The organism is Afifella sp. H1R, assembly GCF_021462425.1.
GTDB lineage: Bacteria > Pseudomonadota > Alphaproteobacteria > Rhizobiales > Afifellaceae > Afifella > Afifella aestuarii.
In genome coordinates this window covers 1515585-1533907 of record NZ_JAKEDY010000001.1, presented here as the reverse complement: position 1 = coordinate 1533907, position 18323 = coordinate 1515585, and the positions used below count along the sequence as shown (strand labels likewise).

General features: G+C 64.8%; 19 protein-coding genes. 12 read left to right on the top strand and 7 right to left on the bottom strand.

The genetic code is table 11. From position 1 onward, the window contains the following. Window positions 1–10: 10 nt before the first annotated feature. Both L0F51_RS07330 and L0F51_RS07325 read left to right on the top strand, forming a co-directional pair. The gene (locus L0F51_RS07330) at window positions 11–961 is read left to right on the top strand and encodes a sugar kinase (RefSeq protein ID WP_234628566.1); all 951 of its coding nucleotides are present in this window, start codon (window positions 11–13) and stop codon (window positions 959–961) included. Then, window positions 958–2247 carry a D-tagatose-bisphosphate aldolase, class II, non-catalytic subunit gene (locus L0F51_RS07325; RefSeq protein ID WP_234628565.1) on the top strand — a complete coding sequence of 430 codons (1290 nt, stop codon included), beginning with the start codon at window positions 958–960 and terminating at the stop codon, window positions 2245–2247. The genes L0F51_RS07330 and L0F51_RS07325 overlap by 4 nt, the downstream gene beginning before the upstream one ends. 98 nt (window positions 2248–2345) lie before the next feature. On the opposite strand, the gene L0F51_RS07320 is transcribed toward L0F51_RS07325, so the two are convergent. After that, window positions 2346–3359, bottom strand: a complete 1014-nt coding sequence (locus tag L0F51_RS07320) for an NADP-dependent oxidoreductase (protein WP_234628564.1) — start codon at window positions 3357–3359, stop codon at window positions 2346–2348. A gap of 134 nt (window positions 3360–3493) precedes the next feature. On the opposite strand from L0F51_RS07320, the gene L0F51_RS07315 reads away from it, so the two are divergent. The 4 genes from L0F51_RS07315 (at window position 3494) to L0F51_RS07300 (ending at window position 7429) form a co-directional block, all read left to right on the top strand. After that, on the top strand, window positions 3494–4051 hold the full coding sequence (locus L0F51_RS07315; protein ID WP_234628563.1) for a flavin reductase family protein: 558 nt from the start codon (window positions 3494–3496) through the stop codon (window positions 4049–4051). Between the two features lie 7 nt (window positions 4052–4058). After that, a complete protein-coding gene (locus tag L0F51_RS07310) occupies window positions 4059–4637 on the top strand; it encodes an HD domain-containing protein (protein ID WP_370642378.1) in 579 nt (192 codons plus the stop codon). Window positions 4638–4742: 105 nt separating this feature from the next. Then, window positions 4743–5954, top strand: coding sequence for a putative DNA modification/repair radical SAM protein (locus L0F51_RS07305; RefSeq protein ID WP_234628561.1), 1212 nt, complete (start codon window positions 4743–4745; stop codon window positions 5952–5954). Then, window positions 5954–7429 (top strand): UdgX family uracil-DNA binding protein, encoded by a 1476-nt coding sequence (locus L0F51_RS07300; RefSeq protein ID WP_234628560.1) that lies wholly within the window; start codon window positions 5954–5956, stop codon window positions 7427–7429. The genes L0F51_RS07305 and L0F51_RS07300 overlap by 1 nt, the downstream gene beginning before the upstream one ends. 48 nt (window positions 7430–7477) lie before the next feature. On the opposite strand, the gene L0F51_RS07295 is transcribed toward L0F51_RS07300, so the two are convergent. After that, window positions 7478–8185: an LrgB family protein gene (locus tag L0F51_RS07295; protein ID WP_234628559.1), complete on the bottom strand. Its 708-nt coding sequence runs from the start codon at window positions 8183–8185 to the stop codon at window positions 7478–7480. After that, window positions 8169–8591 (bottom strand): CidA/LrgA family protein, encoded by a 423-nt coding sequence (locus tag L0F51_RS07290; RefSeq protein WP_234628558.1) that lies wholly within the window; start codon window positions 8589–8591, stop codon window positions 8169–8171. Before L0F51_RS07290 ends, L0F51_RS07295 begins: the two co-directional genes overlap by 17 nt. A gap of 91 nt (window positions 8592–8682) precedes the next feature. On the opposite strand from L0F51_RS07290, the gene L0F51_RS07285 reads away from it, so the two are divergent. The 6 genes from L0F51_RS07285 to L0F51_RS07260 all read left to right on the top strand — a co-directional run bounded on the left by L0F51_RS07285 (window position 8683) and on the right by L0F51_RS07260 (window position 14134). Continuing rightward, window positions 8683–9591 carry a LysR family transcriptional regulator gene (locus L0F51_RS07285; RefSeq protein WP_234628557.1) on the top strand — a complete coding sequence of 303 codons (909 nt, stop codon included), beginning with the start codon at window positions 8683–8685 and terminating at the stop codon, window positions 9589–9591. A 100-nt stretch (window positions 9592–9691) separates the two neighbouring features. Continuing rightward, window positions 9692–10147: an Rrf2 family transcriptional regulator gene (locus tag L0F51_RS07280; RefSeq protein WP_234628556.1), complete on the top strand. Its 456-nt coding sequence runs from the start codon at window positions 9692–9694 to the stop codon at window positions 10145–10147. Window positions 10148–10307: 160 nt separating this feature from the next. Continuing rightward, window positions 10308–11315 (top strand): sulfate ABC transporter substrate-binding protein, encoded by a 1008-nt coding sequence (locus L0F51_RS07275; protein WP_255701288.1) that lies wholly within the window; start codon window positions 10308–10310, stop codon window positions 11313–11315. A 12-nt stretch (window positions 11316–11327) separates the two neighbouring features. Further along, window positions 11328–12176, top strand: coding sequence for a sulfate ABC transporter permease subunit CysT (gene cysT / locus L0F51_RS07270; protein ID WP_234628555.1), 849 nt, complete (start codon window positions 11328–11330; stop codon window positions 12174–12176). After that, window positions 12166–13059 carry a sulfate ABC transporter permease subunit CysW gene (gene cysW, locus L0F51_RS07265; protein ID WP_234628554.1) on the top strand — a complete coding sequence of 298 codons (894 nt, stop codon included), beginning with the start codon at window positions 12166–12168 and terminating at the stop codon, window positions 13057–13059. The genes cysT and cysW overlap by 11 nt, the downstream gene beginning before the upstream one ends. 7 nt (window positions 13060–13066) lie before the next feature. After that, the gene (locus L0F51_RS07260; RefSeq protein WP_234628553.1) at window positions 13067–14134 is read left to right on the top strand and encodes a sulfate/molybdate ABC transporter ATP-binding protein; all 1068 of its coding nucleotides are present in this window, start codon (window positions 13067–13069) and stop codon (window positions 14132–14134) included. 165 nt (window positions 14135–14299) lie between these two features. Here L0F51_RS07260 and L0F51_RS07255 read toward each other — a convergent pair whose 3' ends face one another. The 4 genes from L0F51_RS07255 to L0F51_RS07240 all read right to left on the bottom strand — a co-directional run bounded on the left by L0F51_RS07255 (window position 14300) and on the right by L0F51_RS07240 (window position 18313). After that, window positions 14300–15460 (bottom strand): HlyD family secretion protein, encoded by a 1161-nt coding sequence (locus L0F51_RS07255; protein WP_234628552.1) that lies wholly within the window; start codon window positions 15458–15460, stop codon window positions 14300–14302. Between the two features lie 5 nt (window positions 15461–15465). Beyond that, entirely contained in the window at window positions 15466–17055 is a 1590-nt protein-coding gene (locus L0F51_RS07250) for an MFS transporter (protein WP_370642377.1), read from the bottom strand. Window positions 17056–17259: 204 nt separating this feature from the next. Beyond that, a complete protein-coding gene (locus L0F51_RS07245; RefSeq protein WP_234628550.1) occupies window positions 17260–17706 on the bottom strand; it encodes a MarR family winged helix-turn-helix transcriptional regulator in 447 nt (148 codons plus the stop codon). A 148-nt stretch (window positions 17707–17854) separates the two neighbouring features. Next, on the bottom strand, window positions 17855–18313 hold the full coding sequence (locus tag L0F51_RS07240) for a MarR family winged helix-turn-helix transcriptional regulator (RefSeq protein ID WP_234629367.1): 459 nt from the start codon (window positions 18311–18313) through the stop codon (window positions 17855–17857). Window positions 18314–18323: the final 10 nt, after the last annotated feature.

The window sequence follows — 18323 nt, the reverse complement described above, 5'->3', positions numbered from 1 at the left end:
CGCTCATCTCATGAAAAAGATCGTCACCATCGGCGAGGTGCTCGTCGAGATCATGGCCGAGGAGCGCGGCAACGGCTTTCTGGAGCCGATCACGCTCGTCGGCCCGTTTCCCTCCGGCGCGCCCGCCATCTTCATCGATCAGGTCGCAAAGCTCGGCCAGCCTTGCGGCCTCATCAGCGCCGTCGGTCCGGACGATTTCGGCACCGTCAATGTGGAGCGGCTGAAGGCGGACGGGGTCGATGTCTCCGCCATCGCCGTCATTCCCGATGCCGTCACCGGCTCCGCCTTCGTGCGCTACCGTGAGGACGGCAACCGCAATTTCATCTTCAATATCCGGCACTCGGCCTGCGGGCAGGTGAGCCTCGATCACGGCGCCGAAAAGATGCTGGGCGAGGTGGACCATCTGCATGTGATGGGCTCGTCGCTCTTCTCCGACGAGATCATTTCCTTGATCCGCACCGCGGTCGAGCGGGTGAAGGCGAAAGGCGGCAGCGTCTCCTTCGATCCCAATATCCGCAAGGAGATGCTGGATTTTCCGGGCATGCGGGAGGCACTCGTCCATATCTTCGAGAATGCCGACATCTTCCTGCCGAGCGGCGACGAGCTCTTCCTCTTCACCGAGGCGAAGGAGGAGGAAGCGGCGATCGCCGAAATCCTGACGCGCGGCACCAAGGCCGTGGTCATCAAGCGCGGCGCCGAGGGAGCGAGCTATTTCGATGCCTCCGGCGAGACGCGCGTGCCGGCTTTTGCCGTCGAGGAGATCGATCCGACGGGCGCCGGCGACAGTTTCGGTGCCACGTTCGTGACCTTCTGGCTGCGCGGCGTCTCGCCCGAAGACGCGCTGTTGATGGCGAATGCGAGCGGGGCGCGCGCCGTCGGCGTCAAAGGGCCGATGTCGGGCACGTCGACGGGCGCCGAGCTTGAAGACTTCATCGAACGACACAAAGGCACAAGGGCATGAGCACGGCCTATCTGGCGAGCCTGCCAAGGCGGCATCAGGCACATGAGAATGTCGGCATTTCCTCCATCTGCTCGGCGCATCCGATGGTCATCGAGGCGACGCTTCGCCATGGCCTGAAGGCCGGCGGGCCGGTTCTGATCGAGGCGACCTGCAACCAGGTCAATCACGAGGGTGGCTATACCGGCATGACGCCGGCGGATTTCCGCCGCTTCGTCGAAGAGATCGCCGCAAAGGTCGGCTTCGACACGAGCCGGCTGATCCTCGGGGGCGATCATCTCGGTCCCAATCCCTGGAAGAGCCTTCCGGCCGAAGAGGCGATGGGCAAGGCCGAGGCCATGGTGGAGGCCTTCGTGAAGGCCGGTTTCACCAAGATCCATCTCGACACCTCGATGGGATGTGCCGGGGAGAGCGTGGCACTCGCCGACGAGGTGACGGCGGAGCGGGCGGCGCGGCTTGCTGCCGTCTCGGAAAGGGCGGCGAAGGCATCGGGCTTCGATCTTCCCGTCTATGTCATCGGCACGGAAGTGCCGATCCCGGGCGGGGCGATGGAAGAGATCGAAGAGCTGGCCGTCACCGATCCGGAAGCGGCACTTGCTACCGTCGAGGTGCATCGTGCGGCTTTTGCGGCGCGTGGGCTCGAAGACGCGTTCGCGCGCGCCATCGGCGTCGTGGTGCAGCCCGGTGTCGAATACGGCAACGAGAACATCGTTTTCTACGACCGGGCGAAGGCGGCCTCGTTGAGTGCGGTCCTGTCGAAGATGCCGCAATTCGTCTTCGAGGCGCATTCGACCGATTATCAGCCGGTGGAGCTTCTGGCGGGCCTGGTCGATGACGGCTTTCCGATCCTGAAGGTCGGGCCGGCGCTCACCTTCGCCTATCGCGAGGCGCTTTACGGGCTCGACCAGATTGCGGTCGAGCTCGACGGGCTTTCGCCTGAAGAGACGCTGAAGCACGCGATGGAAGAGGTGCTCGTCGGCGATCCGCGCGAATGGGCGAAATATTACCACGGCAGCGACGCGGAGAAGCGCATCAACCGCCATTTCAGCTATTCCGACCGCATCCGCTATTACTGGCCGCAGCCGAAGGCCGTTGCCGCGGTGACGACGCTCCTGACGCGCCTCAAGGGCCGGCAATTGCCGCTGCCGCTCATCAGCCAGTATCTCGGCGCGCTCTACCCGGCGGTGGCGGACGGACGGCTTGCGGCGACGCCCGAGGCCTTGATCCTCGCCAATATCGACCGCGTCGTGTCCACCTATGCCGCGGCGGCGCGCACGCCCGCCGTGTGATTTTTCAGGCGCTGCGGTCTCGGCCGCAGCGTCTTTCCGTGATGATTGAGCCCCCGCCGCGGCGGGGGCTTTTTTCGTGATGGCGTGTTTTCGTCGGCTCAGGCGACTTTGACGATCAGCTTGCCGAAATTCTTGCCTTCCAGAAGGCCGATGAAGGCGTCCGGCACCTTGTCCAGACCTTCGACGATATCTTCCTTGTAGCGGATGCGTCCGTCCGCGACCCAGCTGCCCATCTCTTTGAGGAAGTCCGGCATCTGATCCTTGAATTCCGTCTGAATGAAGCCGCGGATGGTGAGGCTCTTCGTCAGGATATCGCGCATCAAGCCCGGCAGCTTGTCCGGGCCCTCGAACGGGCCGGTGGCGTTGTATTGCGAGACGAGGCCGCAGACGGGCATGCGCGCATAAAAGTTGAGAAGCGGGCGCACCGCCTCGAAGACGGGGCCGCCGACGTTTTCGAAATAGACGTCGATGCCGTCCGGGCAGGCGGCTTTCAGATCCTCCGCGAAGCTTTCGGAGCGATGGTCGATCGCCGCGTCGAAGCCGAAGTCTTCCGTGAGCGCCCGGCATTTTTCCGGTCCGCCGGCGATGCCGACGGCCCGCGCGCCCTTGATCTTGGCGATCTGGCCGACGGCGGAGCCGACAGGTCCGGTCGCCGCGGCAACGACGACCGTCTCGCCTTCCTTCGGCTTTCCGAGCGTCAGAAGCCCTGCGTAGGCGGTGAAGCCCGGCATGCCGAGCACGCCGACGGCGGTGGTGACGGGCACTTTTTCGGGATCGAGCTTGCGCAGATGAGATGCCTTCGCGACCGCATGGGTCTGCCAGCCGGAATAGGAGAGGACCATGTCGCCGGCTGCGAAATTCGGGTCGCGGCTTTCCACGACCTCCGCCACGGTGCCGCCTTCCATCACGGCGCCGACCTCGACCGGGGCGGCGTAGGATTTCGCCGCGCTCATCCGCCCGCGCATATAGGGATCGAGCGAGAGGTAGCGGACCTTGAGGAGGACTTCACCCTCCTTCGGCGCCGGCACGGGTGCGGTCTCCGTGCGGAAATTCTCTGGCGTTGGCCGGCCCTCGGGGCGTGACGCGAGGAGGATCTGCGTGCTTTCTGTCATGGAATGAACCTGATTGAGATGTGAGTGGATCTGTTGCTCCATCTATGCCGCATGCGTGCCTTGGCGAGGCCTCACCGGGTCTCAGACGGCATTCGGCGGCGGGACGGAGCCATACCATTTCAGGGAGGCGGAGGATGACGGCGGTGAGGAAAATCGATTTCGACGTGTCGGATGTGCGGCGCTATCTCGAGCCCGGGCCGGTCGTGCTCGTCTCGTCCGCCCATCAAGGCGAGCACGACATCATGACGATGGGCTGGCACACGATCATGGAATTCTCGCCCTCACTCGTCGGCTGCATGATCTCCGCCGGCAACCATTCCTTCGAGCTCATCCGTGCGAGCGGCGAATGCGTCATCAATCTGCCGACGACGGCGCTCACCGATACCGTCGTCAAGATCGGCAACACCTCCGGGGAACGGATCGACAAGTTCGAGGAGTTCGGTCTGACGGCCGAGCCGGCCGAGATGGTGGGCGCGCCGATGATCGGCGAATGCCACGCCAATTTCGAATGCCGGCTGTTCGAGGATGCGCTCGTCGGGCGCTACAATTTCTTCGTTTTCGAGGTGGTGAAGGCGCATGTGGCGCCGGAGCCGGAACATCCCGAGACGCTGCATTACAAGGGCGGCGGCATCTTCATGGTGTCCGGCGAGATCATCGACAAGAGCGCGCTCTTCCGTCCGGGCATGCTGTGAGGGGATGATGAGGCAGGAGGACCTTTCCGGCGCGCTCGATTTTCTGCGCGCGGCGGAGCGGCTCAAGGACACGTTCCGCTCCGGCTTCACGGCGGAGGGGAGGCCGGAGAGCACAGCCGCGCACACCTGGCGGCTCGCCCTGATGGCGATCGTTTTCGAAAAGGATTTTGGGACGATCGACTTTTCGCGTCTTCTCAAGATCCTGATCGTGCACGATCTCGGCGAAACCCTGTCGGGCGACGTGCCGGCGGTTGTGCAGATGCCAGGCGAAGAGAAGGCGGCGCAGGAGCGCGCCGATCTTCTGCAACTGACCGCACCGCTCGACCCAGCGCGGCGGCAGGCGATCCTCGATCTCTGGGAGGAGTACGAGGTGGGGGCGACGGCGGAGGCGCGGCTCGCCAAGGGGCTCGATAAGCTCGAGACGATCCTGCAGCACAATCAGGGGCTTAACCCGCCCGACTTCGATTATCGATTCAATCTCGATTATGGGAGGCGCGCGACCGACGCTCATCCTTTGCTTCAAGAGATCCGCGCGGTGCTGGATGCGGAGACGGAGGCGCGGGCCGAAAATTCCCGAGTCGATTGAAGCGGATGGGCTGAACTTCGGAGGTTGTGATTCAGACCGGCTGATTCAGACCGGGCGCCAATTAAGCCTGTTGCGAACAAAAGTAGAACATGGCATCATCCCGGCATGGATGAGAAGCTCGCAACCAAGCTCGGCATTCTGGCGGACGCGGCCAAATATGACGTGTCCTGCGCCTCGTCGGGCGCGCCGAAGCGCAAGGCTGGCAAGAACGGGCTCGGCGCGACGGCGCCGTCCGGCATCTGCCACGCCTTCACGCCGGACGGGCGCTGCGTCTCGCTTCTGAAAATCCTTCTGACGAATTACTGCCTGTTCGACTGCGCCTATTGCATCAACCGGCGCTCCTCGAACGTGCCGCGGGCGCGTTTCTCGGTCGAGGAGGTGGTGCGGCTCACGCTCGAATTCTACAAACGCAACTATATCGAAGGCCTCTTCCTCTCCTCCGGCATCGCGCGCTCGCCCGACCGGACGATGGAGGAGATGATGCGGGTGGCGAAGACGCTCCGGCGCGTCCACGGCTTTCAGGGCTATATCCATCTCAAGGCGATCCCCGAGGCGAGCCCGTGGCTGATCGAGGAGGCGGGGCGGTACGCCGACCGGTTGTCGATCAATCTGGAGCTTGCGAGCGGGGCGAGCCTGAAAGCGCTCGCGCCGGAAAAGAACGACCGGACGATCACCGAGGCGATGGGGCAGATGCATGAGCGCATCTTGGAGGCGCGCGACGAGCGACGGCGTTTCTCGCCGGCCGGGCAGAGCACGCAGGTGATCGTCGGGGCAGACGATGTGAAGGATGTCGCGATCATTCGGGCGAGCGCCAGGCTCTATGACGATTACGCGTTGAAGCGGGTCTATTATTCCGCCTTCAGCCCGATCCCCGAGGCGAGCCTGCTTCTGCCGGCGAAGGCGCCGCCGCTTCGCCGGGAAAACCGGCTTTATCAGGCGGACTGGCTGATGCGGTTTTACGGGTTTTCGGCCGACGAGGTCGCGGAAAGCGGCGAGGACGGCATGCTGGCGCTCGATGTCGATCCGAAGCTCGCCTGGGCGCTGAAGCATCGCGAGCGCTTTCCGGTCGACGTCAATCGGGCGGAGCGGGAGATGCTTTTGCGGGTGCCGGGGCTCGGGCAGCGCGCGGTGGAGCGCATTCTCACCTCGCGCCGGCACCAGAAGCTGCGACTTCCAGATCTCGCGCGGCTGACGGCGGGCCTGAAGCGGGCGCTGCCGTTTCTCGTCACGCCGGACCACCGGCCCGTCTCCCTCATCGACCGGCTCGATCTGCGGCAAAGGCTCGCCGAGCCGGCCCAGCAAATGAGCCTGTTCTGATGACCCGCGTGCGCATCGATATGAAGGCGGGGGCAGATCTCGACGGTTTTCGCCGGGCACTGCGCGTCCTCGTGCGCGACCGGGTCGCGCCGGAGGATGTCGTCTTCGCGGCGGAGGGTGCCCAGGATCTCTTCGGCGCGCCGCTTGCCGGAGAGGCGCCGCCGGTCGTGTTGCCGCGCGCCGTGACACGGCTCATCGCCGATGTCGTCTGTCACCGCGACCACGAGCGCTATGGGCTTCTCTATCGGCTCGTGTGGAGAATTTTGCGCGGCGAGCGCGGGCTTCTCGAGGTGGCGAGCGATCCGCTCGTCTACCGTCTTGCGCGCATGCAGCAGGAGGTGCGGCGCGACATCCACCATATGCATGGCTTTCTGCGCTTTCGCCGTGTGGTGACGGAAGGGGGTGTCACGGCGGGCGAGACTGCGAGCTCGGGCAGCGAGGAAAACGAACGCTTCGTCGCCTATTTCGAGCCGGCGCATTTCACCTTGGCTGCGGCCGCGCCTTTTTTCGCCGAGCGCTTCGCCAATATGGCCTGGTCGATCCTGACGCCCGACGGTTCGCTCCACTGGGACGGCAAAAAGCTCGTCGAAGGGCCGCCGGCGCGCCGCGACCCGGCCGCCGCCGGCGACGGATTCGAAGAGGGGTGGCGCACGTATTATGCGGCGACGTTCAACCCGGCGCGGGCCAATCCCAAATTGATGGCGCAGCATATGCCGCGGCGCTACTGGGCCGACATGCCGGAAGTGGCGGCGATCCCGGAACTCGTCAGCTCCGCGCCGACACGTGTGCGCGAGATGATCGCGCGCGAGGCCGCCGCGTCGCCCAGGCGCGCGCCGGAGAAGGCGCTCCACAAAATGCGTGAGGATCGTCCGAAGAGCCTGCAAGACCTCAACGCGCGGATCGCTGCCTCGGAGCCATTGGTGTCGGGGGCGGTGCCGGGAGCGACGCGTGCGGTGCTCGGCGAGGGCCCTCTAGATGCCGACATCGTCTTTGTCGGCGAGCAGCCGGGCGATCAGGAGGATCGTCAGGGAAGGCCATTTGTCGGGCCGGCCGGCCAGCTTCTTGATCGGGCGATGGCGGAGGCCGGGATCGGGCGCGGCTCGGTTTATCTCACCAATGCCGTGAAGCACTTCAAGTTCGAGATGCGCGGCAAGCGGCGCATCCACCAGAAGCCCACCTTGTCGGAGGTGAAGCATTATCGCTGGTGGTTGATGGCGGAGCTTGAATTTCTATCGCCGCGCCTCGTCGTGGCGCTCGGCGGGACAGCGGCGCTGGCGCTTTCGGGACGACAGGTTTCCGTGACGAAGATGCGCGGCCGGCAGGAGTTTCCGCCTTTTGCCGGCTTCCTCACCGTGCATCCGTCCTATCTTCTGCGACTGCCGGATGCGGAGGCCAAGGCGAGTGCCTACCGTGCCTTCGTCGATGACCTTCGGCAGGTGCGGGAGATTGCGGGCGAGAGACTGAAGGCGGCCTGAAGAGCCGATTTGAGGAGCCGGCCTGAGGCGGCTGCCCGTGGAAGGGGCTCAGAGATAGGGCAGGCCGTGGGCGATCAGCGGTGCGACGAGGACGTTCAAAAGGCCGACGAGCACCATGACGAGGCCGGCAACCGAGCCTTCCTCGTGACCGATTTCGTGGGCCTTGGCAGTGCCGCTCGCATGGGCTGCGACGCCGAAGAGGGCGCCGCGGGCAAGAGCCGATTTGACCGGCAGGATGGTCAGCATCAACTCGCCGAGGATGGCGCCGAAGACGCCGGTCAGGACGACGAAGACGGCGGTGAGGTCGGGGGCGCCGCCGATGTCGGAGGAGACGACCATGGCGAAGGGGGTCGAAACGGAGCGCGGCAGAAGGCTGAGGCGCAGGGCGTCGTCGAGACCGACGAGGCTCGCAAAGGTCCAGCCGGAGAGAATGGCCGTGGTCGTGCCCGCCAGCATGCCGACGACGAGGACCGGCCAGTGGCGCGCGATCAGGGCACGCTGCTCGTAGATCGGCACGGCGAAGGCGACCATGGCGGGCCCGAGCAGGCTGACGAGCCAGCCGGTGGAGCGGATATAATCGCGGTAGGTCTCGTCGGCGGTGACGACGATCAGGATGAGAAGCGCCGGGGTGATCGCGAGCGGCATCAAAAAAGGCTGCCGCCAGCGCAGATAGATGCGCTTCGCCAGAAAATAGGTGCCGATGGTCAGAGCCGACCAGAAGAGGCCGTGGAGCAGGATTTCACTCGAAGAGAGCATTGCGGTCCTCCGCGGCCAGGCGGCGGCGATAATAGAGGTCCGCCGTCAGCGCCGTGACCGCCATGACGGAGGCGGTTCCGGCCAGGATGACGAACAGGATCTTGAGGCCGAGCAGGCCGACGAATTCGCGGTGATCGACGACGGCGAGGACGGCCGGCACAAAGAACAGGATCATCTCCGCCAGAAACCATTGGGCGCCGCGGCGCATGCTGAAAAGGCTGAGACGGCCGGAGATCAAAAGGGCGAGGACGAGCGCCATGCCGATGATGCCGCCGGGCACCGGAAGCCCCGAAAGGCGCACGATCGTCTCCCCGATGCCCCAGAACACGAAGATCGCCGCGATCTGGGCGAGGCGGCTGTTGTGAAGGCTGCGGCGGAAGCGAAGCGCGAGGCTGCGGGGGGTCATCGATCTCTCCTGGAAGGAGCGGCATATAGTTGCACCTGATCAATCGACAAAATGAATTGACTGAATAGGCTTCATTCCGTATCGGAATAATATGGAATTTCGCAATCTGCGGGCTTTCGTCGAAGTGGTCCGCCAAGGCGGTTTCACGCCCGCCGCGAAGGCGCTTTTCGCCACGCAATCGACGATCTCAAAGGCCGTGCGGCAGCTCGAAGACGAGATCGGCCTGCCGCTTCTCGATCGCATCGGCCATCGCAGCCACCTGACCGCGCCGGGCGAGGTGGTCTATCGAAGAGCCGTGAAGCTTCTGGCGGAACGCGAAGATCTCGCGCGCGAGCTCGACGAGATCCGCGGCCTGAAGCAGGGGTCTTTGTCTCTCGGCCTGCCGCCCGTGGCGAGCAGCGCGTTGTTTGCGCCCCTGTTCGCGATCTATCGCCAGCGCTTTCCGGGCATCGATGTGCGCCTCGTCGAGCATGGCAGCGACCGGCTGGAGGAGATGCTGCGGACGGGCGAAATCGAAATGGCCGCCTCGCTTCTTCCTTTCGGGGAGGATTTCGAATGGCAGGGCGTGCGGCGCGAGCCGCTGATGGCGGTCATGCCACGGGCCCATGCGCTTGCCGGGCGGCGGACGATAAAGATCGAGGATGTGCGCGAGGAGCCGTTCATCCTTTTCGAGGCCGGTTTCGGCTTGAACCGGATCATCGGGGACGCCTGCCGCCGACATGGGTTTTCGCCCGCGGTCGCCGCGCGCAGCAGCCAGATCGAGTTCATCGTCGGCCTTGCGGCGGCGGGCCTCGGCATCGCCTTCCTGCCGCAGATCATTGCACCGCGCTCGGAGGCGGGCCGTGCTGCCTCGGTGCTTCTCGACGAGCCGGAGACTGCCTGGCATATCGCCATAATCTGGCGACGTGGCGCCTATCTGTCCCATGCGGCGCGGGCCTGGCTTGCCCTCGTCGAGGAAATGCACCCCGACCAAGCGCGCGCCGAGCCGCCGCAGAGCTGACTGGAACGACCGTGCCGATGCCGCCTGCAAGCTTGCCGCAACGGCTTCAATATACTATCGAATTAATAGGAAATAGCCCAGCCCAGAGGTGCCCGCGCGGATGATTTCCCAGAAGGCCAAATACGCCCTGCGGGCGCTGCTTGCGCTCGCAGAGATGGAGAGCGATTCCATTTCCGCCGGCGAGCTTGCCAAGGGGGAGCGCATCCCGCGCAAGTTCCTGGAGCAGATTCTGATGGAATTGAAGCGTGACGGCCTGATCCAGAGCCGGCGCGGGGTGAACGGCGGCTATTTCCTGCAGCGGCCGGCCGATACGATCACGTTTGGGCATGTTCTGCGGCTTTTCGATGGGCCGATCGCCCCGCTTCCTTGTCTCAGCCGGGTGGCCTATCGCCGCTGCGCCGATTGCAAGGACGAAGGCGCGTGCCGTGTGCGCCGGGTTTTCGCCCATGTCGCCAATTCCGCGCGTGCGGTTCTCGACCAGACCACGCTCGCCGACGCGATCGCCGATCCGGATGGTGTGGATTGGATTGCCGGGCTCTCGGTCGACGCCGCCTGAGCCGTTTCGCGGTCCTCTCTGTCACTGGGTGTTCTGTCGTGGCGCCCCCTGTCGCAGCGTCGTTGTCGCGGTCGTTTTGCCTCCGTTGACATAGTCTACTAAACAGGTAGGCTATTGATCTCTACCAGATCGGTAGGTGATGGAGGTTGGCATGCGAAGGATGCAACGATCTCTTGCGGTGGGCTTTGCCGCTCTCTGGGCGATGGCGGCACCGGCCGTCGCCGACACCACGCTCCTCAACGTTTCCTATGATCCGACGCGCGAGCTCTACGAGGCGTTCAACGCCGCCTTCGCCGCGCATTTCAAAGCCGAAACCGGTGAAACCGTCTCGGTGCGGATGTCGCATGGCGGCTCCGGCAAGCAGGCGCGGGCGGTGATCGACGGGCTCAAAGCCGATGTCGTCACGCTGGCGCTCGAAGCCGATATCGACGCGATCGCCAAGACGACCGGAAAGATCCCCGCGAACTGGCGCGATCGGCTTCCCAATCACAGCGCGCCCTACACCTCGACCATCGTTTTCCTCGTCCGCAAGGGCAATCCGAAAGGGATCCAAGACTGGCCGGACCTGGTGAAGGAGGGCGTGGAGGTCATCACGCCCAATCCGAAAACCTCTGGCGGTGCGCGCTGGAGCTATCTCGCGGCCTGGGCCTACGCCAATGAGGCTTTTCATGGCGACGAGAAGGCGACCCGCGACTTCATGGGCGAGCTTTTCCGGCATGTGCCGGTGCTCGACACGGGCGCGCGCGGCGCCACCACCACCTTCGTGCAGCGGGGCATCGGCGACGTCCTGATCACCTGGGAGAACGAGGCGTTTCTGGCGCTCAAGGAGCTCGGTCCCGACAAATTCGAGATCGTGGCGCCGTCGATTTCCATCAAGGCCGAACCGCCGGTCGCGCTGGTCGACGGCAATGTCGACAAGGACGGGACACGCCAGGCGGCGGAAGCCTATCTCGCCTATCTCTATTCGCCCGAGGGGCAGAGATTGGTGGCGAAGAACTTCTATCGCCCGGCGGAGCCGGCCTTCGCCGATACCGCGGACATGGCGCGGTTTCCCGATCTCAAGCTCGTCACCATCGATGACCCGCTCTTCGGCGGATGGGAGAAGGCGCAGCCGGCTCATTTCGGCAATGGCGGCGTCTTCGACCAGATCTATCAGCCTGCGCGATAGGGACGGCTGCGGATGCGCGGGCGCGCTCGAACCTGGCGGAAGCGGAGCGTTCTGCCGGGTTTCGGTCTCTCACTCGGCTTCACGATCGCCTATCTGGGGCTCGTCGTCCTGGTGCCGCTCGCGGCTCTCGTCATCAAAAGCGCGGGTCTGGGCGCGGCCGAATTCTGGCGTCTCGCCACCGATCCACGCACGCTCGCGGCCTTGCGCTTGAGTTTTGGCGCGGCGCTCGTCGCCGCCTCGATCAACGCCGTCTTCGGCGCCCTGATTGCCTGGGTGCTGGTGCGCTACCGCTTTTTCGGACGCCGGTTTCTCGATGCCGTCATCGACCTGCCTTTCGCCCTGCCGACGGCGGTGGCCGGTATTGCGCTCACCTCGCTCTACGCACCCAATGGCTGGGTCGGGCAGTTTCTCGAGCCGCTCGGGCTCAAAATCGCCTATGCGCCGGCCGGTATCGTGGTGGCGCTCACCTTCGTCAGCCTGCCCTTCGTCGTGCGCACCGTCGAACCGGTCCTCGGAGAGATCGACCGCGAGCTCGAAGAGGTTGCCGCAACGCTCGGAGCCACGCGGCGGCAGACGATCTTCAAGGTGATCGTGCCGGCCCTGGTGCCGGCGCTCCTGACCGGGTTCGCACTCGCGCTCGCCCGGGCTGTCGGCGAATACGGCTCCGTCATCTTCATCGCCGGAAATATTCCCTATGTATCTGAGATCGCGCCGCTTCTGATCGTCATCCGACTGGAGGAATTCGATTACGCCGGCGCGACGGCGGTCGCCGCGGTGATGCTTGCGATTGCTTTTGTCATGCTCTTCGTCATCAATCTGCTTCAGGCGTGGAGCCGCAGGAGGTTCGGCTATGGCAGCTGAATTGTCGGGCGCGTCGTTGAGGGTCTCGAGGCCGGTGCGGCGGGGCCGACCGGCCACGACGGAGGCGCCCGCCGTGCGCGCGGCTCTGATCGGCCTCGTCTTCGTCTTTCTCGGCTTCTTTCTCGTGATGCCGCTTGTCGCCGTCTTCGTGGAAGCGCTGCGCGGGGGAATCTCCACCTATCTCGCGGCGATCGTCGAGCCGGATGCGCTCGCTGCCATCCGGCTGACGCTGATCGTGGCGGCGATCGCGGTGCCCGCCAACATGGTCTTCGGGATCGCGGCCGCCTGGGCCGTCGCCAAGTTCGACTTCAAGGGCAAGAGCCTGCTCGTCACGCTGATCGATCTGCCGTTTTCCGTCTCGCCGGTGATTTCCGGCCTTGTCTACGTGCTTCTCTTCGGGGCGCAGGGGGTCTTGGGCCCCTTTCTCGACGCGCATGGCGTGGAAATCATCTTCGCGGTGCCGGGGATCGTTCTCGCGACGATCTTCGTCACCTTTCCCTTCGTGGCGCGCGAGCTCATTCCGCTCATGCAGGAGCAGGGGAGCGGCGACGAAGAAGCTGCACTTTCGCTCGGCGCGTCGGGCTTTACGACCTTTCTGCTCGTCACGCTGCCGAACGTGAAATGGGCGCTTCTCTACGGCGTGCTCCTTTGCAACGCCCGCGCCATGGGTGAGTTCGGAGCCGTCTCCGTCGTCTCGGGGCATATTCGCGGCCTCACCAGTACGATGCCGCTGCATGTGGAGATCCTCTACAACGAGTACAGTTTTGCGGCCGCATTCGCCGTCGCCTCGCTGCTCGCCCTCCTGGCGCTTTTCACCCTTGCCCTGAAGACCTTCCTGGAATGGCGTTTCGCCGGTGCGATCGCCGCTGAACGCGCGCATTGAGGACCAGATGGACATCGTTCTCCAAAACATCTCCAAGGCGTTCGACGATTATCCGGCGGTGCACGATATTTCGCTCGCCATTCGCTCGGGCGAGCTCATCGCGCTGCTCGGGCCTTCGGGCTCCGGCAAGACGACGCTTCTGCGCCTCATCGCCGGGCTCGAATTTCTCGATCGCGGCCGCATCCTCTTCGGCGAAGAGGATGCCTCGGCCAAGAGCGTGCAGGAGCGCAATGTCGGCTTCGTCTTTCAGCATTACGCGCTCTTCAAACAGATGAATGTCGCCGACAATGTCGGCTTCGGGCTTCGGGTGCGCCCGCGCGCGAGCCGGCCCGGCCGAACGGAAATCCGGCGTCGCGCTTTGGAGCTTCTCGATCTCGTGCAGCTTTCGGGGCTCGAAAAGCGCTTTCCGATGCAGCTGTCCGGCGGGCAGCGGCAGAGAGTGGCGCTGGCGCGGGCGCTCGCGATCGAGCCGGCCGTTCTCCTGCTGGATGAACCTTTCGGCGCGCTCGATGCCAAGGTGCGCAAGGAGCTGCGCCGCTGGCTGCGCGATCTGCATGAGCAGACCGGCCATACCACGGTCTTCGTGACGCATGATCAGGAAGAGGCGCTGGAGCTTGCCGACCGCGTCGTGGTGATGAATGCCGGGCGTGTCGAGCAGGTCGGCACGGCCGACGAAATCTACGACGCGCCGGCTTCGCCCTTCGTGCACGGCTTCATCGGCGAATCCTCAAGCCTTCCGGTGACTCTGTCGGGCGGGGCCATCCTCGTTGCAGGTCGCCCGAGCGGGCTTGTCGGCGCAGGGGCGGGCGCGGCACGGCTCTTCTTCCGCCCTGGCCATGTGGAGATGCTCCGGCCGGGCGAGCGCGGCATTGCGGGCGTGGTGACGGGAAGCCGCCGCCTCACCGATCGCAGGCGGCTCGAGATTGCGGTCGGCGGCAACCATCCTGTCGAGATCGACGTGCCTTCGCTCGCGGAGACGAGCCATGGCGTGGAGACGGGAAGCGAGGTGATCTTCCGCCCGCGTGAATTCCGGCTTTACGGGGAAAGCGAGACCGCCTCTCGGCGCGCGGCCTGACGCTAACCGTTTGCGGTTGCTTTTTGGGCGAGGCGCATAGGACCAAAAATGAGATCGGCCGGCCCATGGCGAGCCGGCCGATCCAGGCCTCGACGCGAAGGGAGGTCCGCTCCAGGTCGAGACCAGGCACGCCGAGGGCTGCGGCTGGCCTTCAGCGTGCCGAGCTCAATTGGTTTCCAGGTGCGCCCCTCCGGCTCTGGATTCCGTGCGGCCGAGCCGGACGGGCTTTTTGCCGGAGGTGTTTCCCGAGGTTGGTCGATCTCCTTCGTCGGCGATTTCGGGCGCGCTCTTGGCTGCGGTGTCGACCGTCGCCACCACCGACATTCCGGGCGCAAGGCGTTCAGACAGGGGCTGGTCCGGGTCGATGGCGATGCGCACGGGCAGGCGCTGCGCCACCTTGGTGAAGTTTCCGGAGGCGTTGTCGGATTTGATGACGCTGAATTCCGATCCCGTGGCCGGCGAAAAGCGCTCGATATGGCCTGCGAGACTTGCGCCTTCGAGGGCGTCGACGGTGAAGGTGACAGGCTGGCCGATGCGCATCTTGGCGACCTGCGTTTCCTTGAAATTCGCCACGACCCAGATGCTCTCCGGCACGAGGGCCACGAGCTGGGTGCCGGCAGAGACATATTGGCCGATGCGCGTGCCGACCTGGCCGAGACGCCCGCCTGCCGGGGCGGTGATGTGGGTGTTGTCGAGGTCGATCTCGGCAAGATGTACGGCGGCTTCCGCGCCTTCCACCGCGGCCTTCAGAGACGCGCGGTTGACGATGGTCGATTGCAGCTCCTGTCGCGCCACTTCGATCTCGGCCGTGACCTGATCGTAGGCGGCCTGCGCCTGATCGCGCTTCGAGCGGGTTTCATCGCCCGTCGCCTTGTTGACGACGCCGCGATCAACGAGGGGCTCGACCCGCTGCCAATCCGCCTTCGCCTGTTCGAGAGCCGCCTTCTTGCCGGCGAGCTGCGCCTGCGTGGAGCGGAGCTTCGCTTCCGCCGAATGCCGGCTCTGCTCGGAATTGGCGAGTGCCGCCTTCTGCGCATCGAGTTCCGCGCGCGCCTGTTCGAGCTTCTGCCGGTAGATGCGATCGTCGAGCTGGACGAGGAGATCGCCTTTTTCGACGGTCTCGAAATCCTGCACCGGGACCTCGGTGACGTAGCCGGCCACTTGCGGGGCGATCATCGTCACCGGTCCCCGCACATAGGCGTTCTCGGTCACCTCCACGGCGCTGGTGAAGGGGGGCAGCCGCCAAGCGTAGAGCACGACGCAGATGCCGAGGAGGCCGATGGTGACGGCGAGGATTGTCGAAAAGGAGCGCAGGAAATTGAACATCGGGATTATGAAGTCTGGGTTTGAAGTGCCGGGGCGGGCTGCCGCTGTTTCATCAGCCAGGCCACGGCGACGTGGATCGTGAGCGCCAGAAGAGCCGTCGCGGCGAGCGCGGACACGGCCAAAAAGGCATCGTTGTAGGCGAGGATGTAGGCCTCTCGGGACGTCGCTCTGGAGAGAAGGGCGGCACCTTCGGCCTTGAGAAGCGTCTGATCGCCGAGCACACCGGCATAGCTTCCGGCAAGCTGCGAGATGCGATCGGCAACGAGCGGATCGGTCGATTTCAGACCTTCGATCAGCGCTTCGGAGTGAAACTTCTCGCGGATCTGCACGAAGGTTCCGAAGAGCGCCGATCCGAAGAGGCTTCCGAGGCTCTGCGTCGACAGGAAGACGACGACGAAGCTCAAGATGTAGTTCGGGCCCTTGGTGAACGCGGCGATAATGCCCCGGGCCATCGCGGCCGGCAGGAACAGAGCGCCGCCGAAGGCGATGAGCCCCTGGCTCACCATCAATTGCTCGGGCCGGGTGAGATTGCTCGATTGGCCGTCGAGATAGGCGCCGACACACAGGGCGCTGAGGGCAACGGCATGAATGGCCGGCTCGCGCCCCGGTTTCAGAACCATGGCGGAGACCCAGCCGCCGGCGAGCACGCAGGCGAAGACCATCCAATAAAGTGGCATCGCCTGATCGTTGGTGATGTCGAGCTGATTGAAGAGGCCGCGAATGCCCGCCGATTGCTCGGCGAGGATGGTGCGGAAGATGATGAGCGCGGCGGCGAAATGCAGGATCGGCGGGCTGCAGATCCAGCGGATATCGACGAGCGGGTATTTGCGATTGAGCTCGATGACGGTCGCCAGGGTGAGCGAGGCGAGCGAGATGACCAGGAGCCAGCCGAGCCAGTCGCGCTCGAACCACCAATAGACGCGGCCAAGCGTCAGGAAGACAGCCATACAGCCGAAGCCGACGGCAATCAGCGGATAGCTGATGAAATCGAGAGGATCGACGACCTTTGCCTGGGGCGGCGAGGTGAGCGGCAGCATGTAGACGCCGCAAAAACAGAGCATCGACAGGCCGAGCTCAAACGTCGTCAGGCCGTGCCATTGATCGATGTCGAAGAGCGTCGGCGAAATCAGCCGGGCGATCGGCATCGCCAGAGTGAGGTTGGTCATCGCGAAGGAGACGCCGATCGTCAGCTTCTTTTCGCGCGGCAGCACCTCCATCATGTAGAGGAAGCTCAAGGCGGAGAGGGGTGCGGCCGAGATGCCGGCGATGAAGCGCAGGATGACGGCGCTCTGAAGATCGCGGGCAAAGGAATTGAGAAGCGCCACGACGACGAAGACGAGGATCGAAAGTTCGGCGAAGCGGCGCAGGCCGAACTGGCGGCGCAGTTTTACGAGAGCAAGCGACAGGGAGGCGTAGGGCGCCATATAGGCGGCCATCAGCCACATCGTCTCCGATTGCGTCGCGCCGATCGAGCCCTGGATCTGGAAAAGATTGGCCCCGACCATTTGCGTGCCGAGGCCCTGGGTGATGCCGAGAAGTGCGGAGGTCGCGATATAGGCGGCCGCCCGTGCCGGATGTTTCGGCACATAGGGCATGGGCTGGACCACGGGCGGGCGCTCGGGCTCCGCCGGCGGAGGCGGTGCGGCCTGCGGCTCGCCGCGCGCGGCATCCATCCCGCTGCTTTTGCCGAAAGGCCGCCGGCGGTCGAGCTGTTCGGCCCGCGGTGCCGGCGTGCGGGCCGCGCCTCGTACGAGGGGGTCCGGGCCTTGGTCGCTCGCACGTCTTTCAGGCATGGGGGCTCACGATTGCGCCGCGATGTTGGCGGCGACCTTCTGCAGCGTGAGCGTCGCCTGCCGCAGCTCTTCCGCGTCGATGCCTTCCAGGACCGTGGCTTTCAATTCGCGCGCGAAGGGGAGGATCTCACCGGCTTTTTCGCGGCCGGCCTCGGTCAGATAGATGTGCTTGGAACGACGATCCTCTTCGGCCGCCTGTCGTTCGATGAGACCGCATTTTTCCAGACCGTCGACGAGGCGGACCATGCTCGGCTGTTCGACTTCGAGGAGGTCGGCAAGCTCCGCCTGGCTTGCCCCCTCGTGACGGGCGAGAAGCACGAAGAGCCGGGCGCGGGAAAAGGTGAGGCCTCGGCTCTTGGCCATGGCGTCGAAGCGGGTGCGCAGCTTGCGCGTGACGTTGGTGACGGCCTCGATGAACGCGTCATGCGTGGGAGAGTTCTGGGAAGGCGGCATAATAGATAGCAAGCTAATTGTGTTACCGCTATCTAATGCGTCACCAATGCGGCGACAAGACGCCTTGTCCGAAAGTTGATATGCTGAATGAGGCGGTCAGGGTTGCGCGATGGGCTCGCGACTTTGCCCCTGGCTGAGGTGAGTCCGGTCAGGCTTTTGGCGCGTCGTTTTCGTCGAGCGCTGCGTTGAGCTGCCTCAGAGCGGCGCGCAGCGACACCATGGTCTCGCGCGGAAGGCCGACGCGGCAGACGATTTCTTCGGGCACTTTCGAGGCCGGCACGCGCAGAGCCCGCCCGGCTTCGGTGAGGTCGACGATGACACGGCGTTCGTCTTCCGGATCGCGGCGGCGGTCGACGAGGCCCTGCGCCTCCAGCCGCTTCAGGAGCGGGCTCAGGGTGCCGAAATCGAGACCGAGCGCCTCTTTGAGGCTGCCCACGGAACGAGGCGCCTTTTCCCACAATGCGAGCATGGCGATGTATTGCGGGTAGGTGAGGCCGAGAGGCTCCAGGAGCGGCCGGTAGAGCTTCGTCATCCGGCTCGATGCCGAATAGAGCGCAAAGCATATCTGCGCATCGAGGATCGTCGCCCGAAGCGCGTCGGGCGACAATCCGTTCTCA

What these genes read in the sequence shown, in the direction of transcription:
- cysW (WP_234628554.1), top strand. Translation starts at nt 12,166, where the DNA reads ATGGCAGCTGAATTGTCGGGCGCGTCGTTGAGGGTCTCGAGGCCGGTG.
- L0F51_RS07250 (WP_370642377.1), bottom strand. Translation starts at nt 17,055, where the DNA reads ATGCCCTATGTGCCGAAACATCCGGCACGGGCGGCCGCCTATATCGCG.
- L0F51_RS07330 (WP_234628566.1), top strand. Translation starts at nt 11, where the DNA reads ATGAAAAAGATCGTCACCATCGGCGAGGTGCTCGTCGAGATCATGGCC.
- L0F51_RS07295 (WP_234628559.1), bottom strand. Translation starts at nt 8,185, where the DNA reads ATGCTCTCTTCGAGTGAAATCCTGCTCCACGGCCTCTTCTGGTCGGCT.
- L0F51_RS07260 (WP_234628553.1), top strand. Translation starts at nt 13,067, where the DNA reads ATGGACATCGTTCTCCAAAACATCTCCAAGGCGTTCGACGATTATCCG.
- L0F51_RS07310 (WP_370642378.1), top strand. Translation starts at nt 4,059, where the DNA reads ATGAGGCAGGAGGACCTTTCCGGCGCGCTCGATTTTCTGCGCGCGGCG.
- L0F51_RS07315 (WP_234628563.1), top strand. Translation starts at nt 3,494, where the DNA reads ATGACGGCGGTGAGGAAAATCGATTTCGACGTGTCGGATGTGCGGCGC.
- L0F51_RS07275 (WP_255701288.1), top strand. Translation starts at nt 10,308, where the DNA reads ATGCAACGATCTCTTGCGGTGGGCTTTGCCGCTCTCTGGGCGATGGCG.
- L0F51_RS07285 (WP_234628557.1), top strand. Translation starts at nt 8,683, where the DNA reads ATGGAATTTCGCAATCTGCGGGCTTTCGTCGAAGTGGTCCGCCAAGGC.
- L0F51_RS07300 (WP_234628560.1), top strand. Translation starts at nt 5,954, where the DNA reads ATGACCCGCGTGCGCATCGATATGAAGGCGGGGGCAGATCTCGACGGT.
- L0F51_RS07320 (WP_234628564.1), bottom strand. Translation starts at nt 3,359, where the DNA reads ATGACAGAAAGCACGCAGATCCTCCTCGCGTCACGCCCCGAGGGCCGG.
- L0F51_RS07325 (WP_234628565.1), top strand. Translation starts at nt 958, where the DNA reads ATGAGCACGGCCTATCTGGCGAGCCTGCCAAGGCGGCATCAGGCACAT.
- L0F51_RS07280 (WP_234628556.1), top strand. Translation starts at nt 9,692, where the DNA reads ATGATTTCCCAGAAGGCCAAATACGCCCTGCGGGCGCTGCTTGCGCTC.
- L0F51_RS07245 (WP_234628550.1), bottom strand. Translation starts at nt 17,706, where the DNA reads ATGCCGCCTTCCCAGAACTCTCCCACGCATGACGCGTTCATCGAGGCC.
- cysT (WP_234628555.1), top strand. Translation starts at nt 11,328, where the DNA reads ATGCGCGGGCGCGCTCGAACCTGGCGGAAGCGGAGCGTTCTGCCGGGT.
- L0F51_RS07305 (WP_234628561.1), top strand. Translation starts at nt 4,743, where the DNA reads ATGGATGAGAAGCTCGCAACCAAGCTCGGCATTCTGGCGGACGCGGCC.
- L0F51_RS07255 (WP_234628552.1), bottom strand. Translation starts at nt 15,460, where the DNA reads ATGTTCAATTTCCTGCGCTCCTTTTCGACAATCCTCGCCGTCACCATC.
- L0F51_RS07290 (WP_234628558.1), bottom strand. Translation starts at nt 8,591, where the DNA reads ATGACCCCCCGCAGCCTCGCGCTTCGCTTCCGCCGCAGCCTTCACAAC.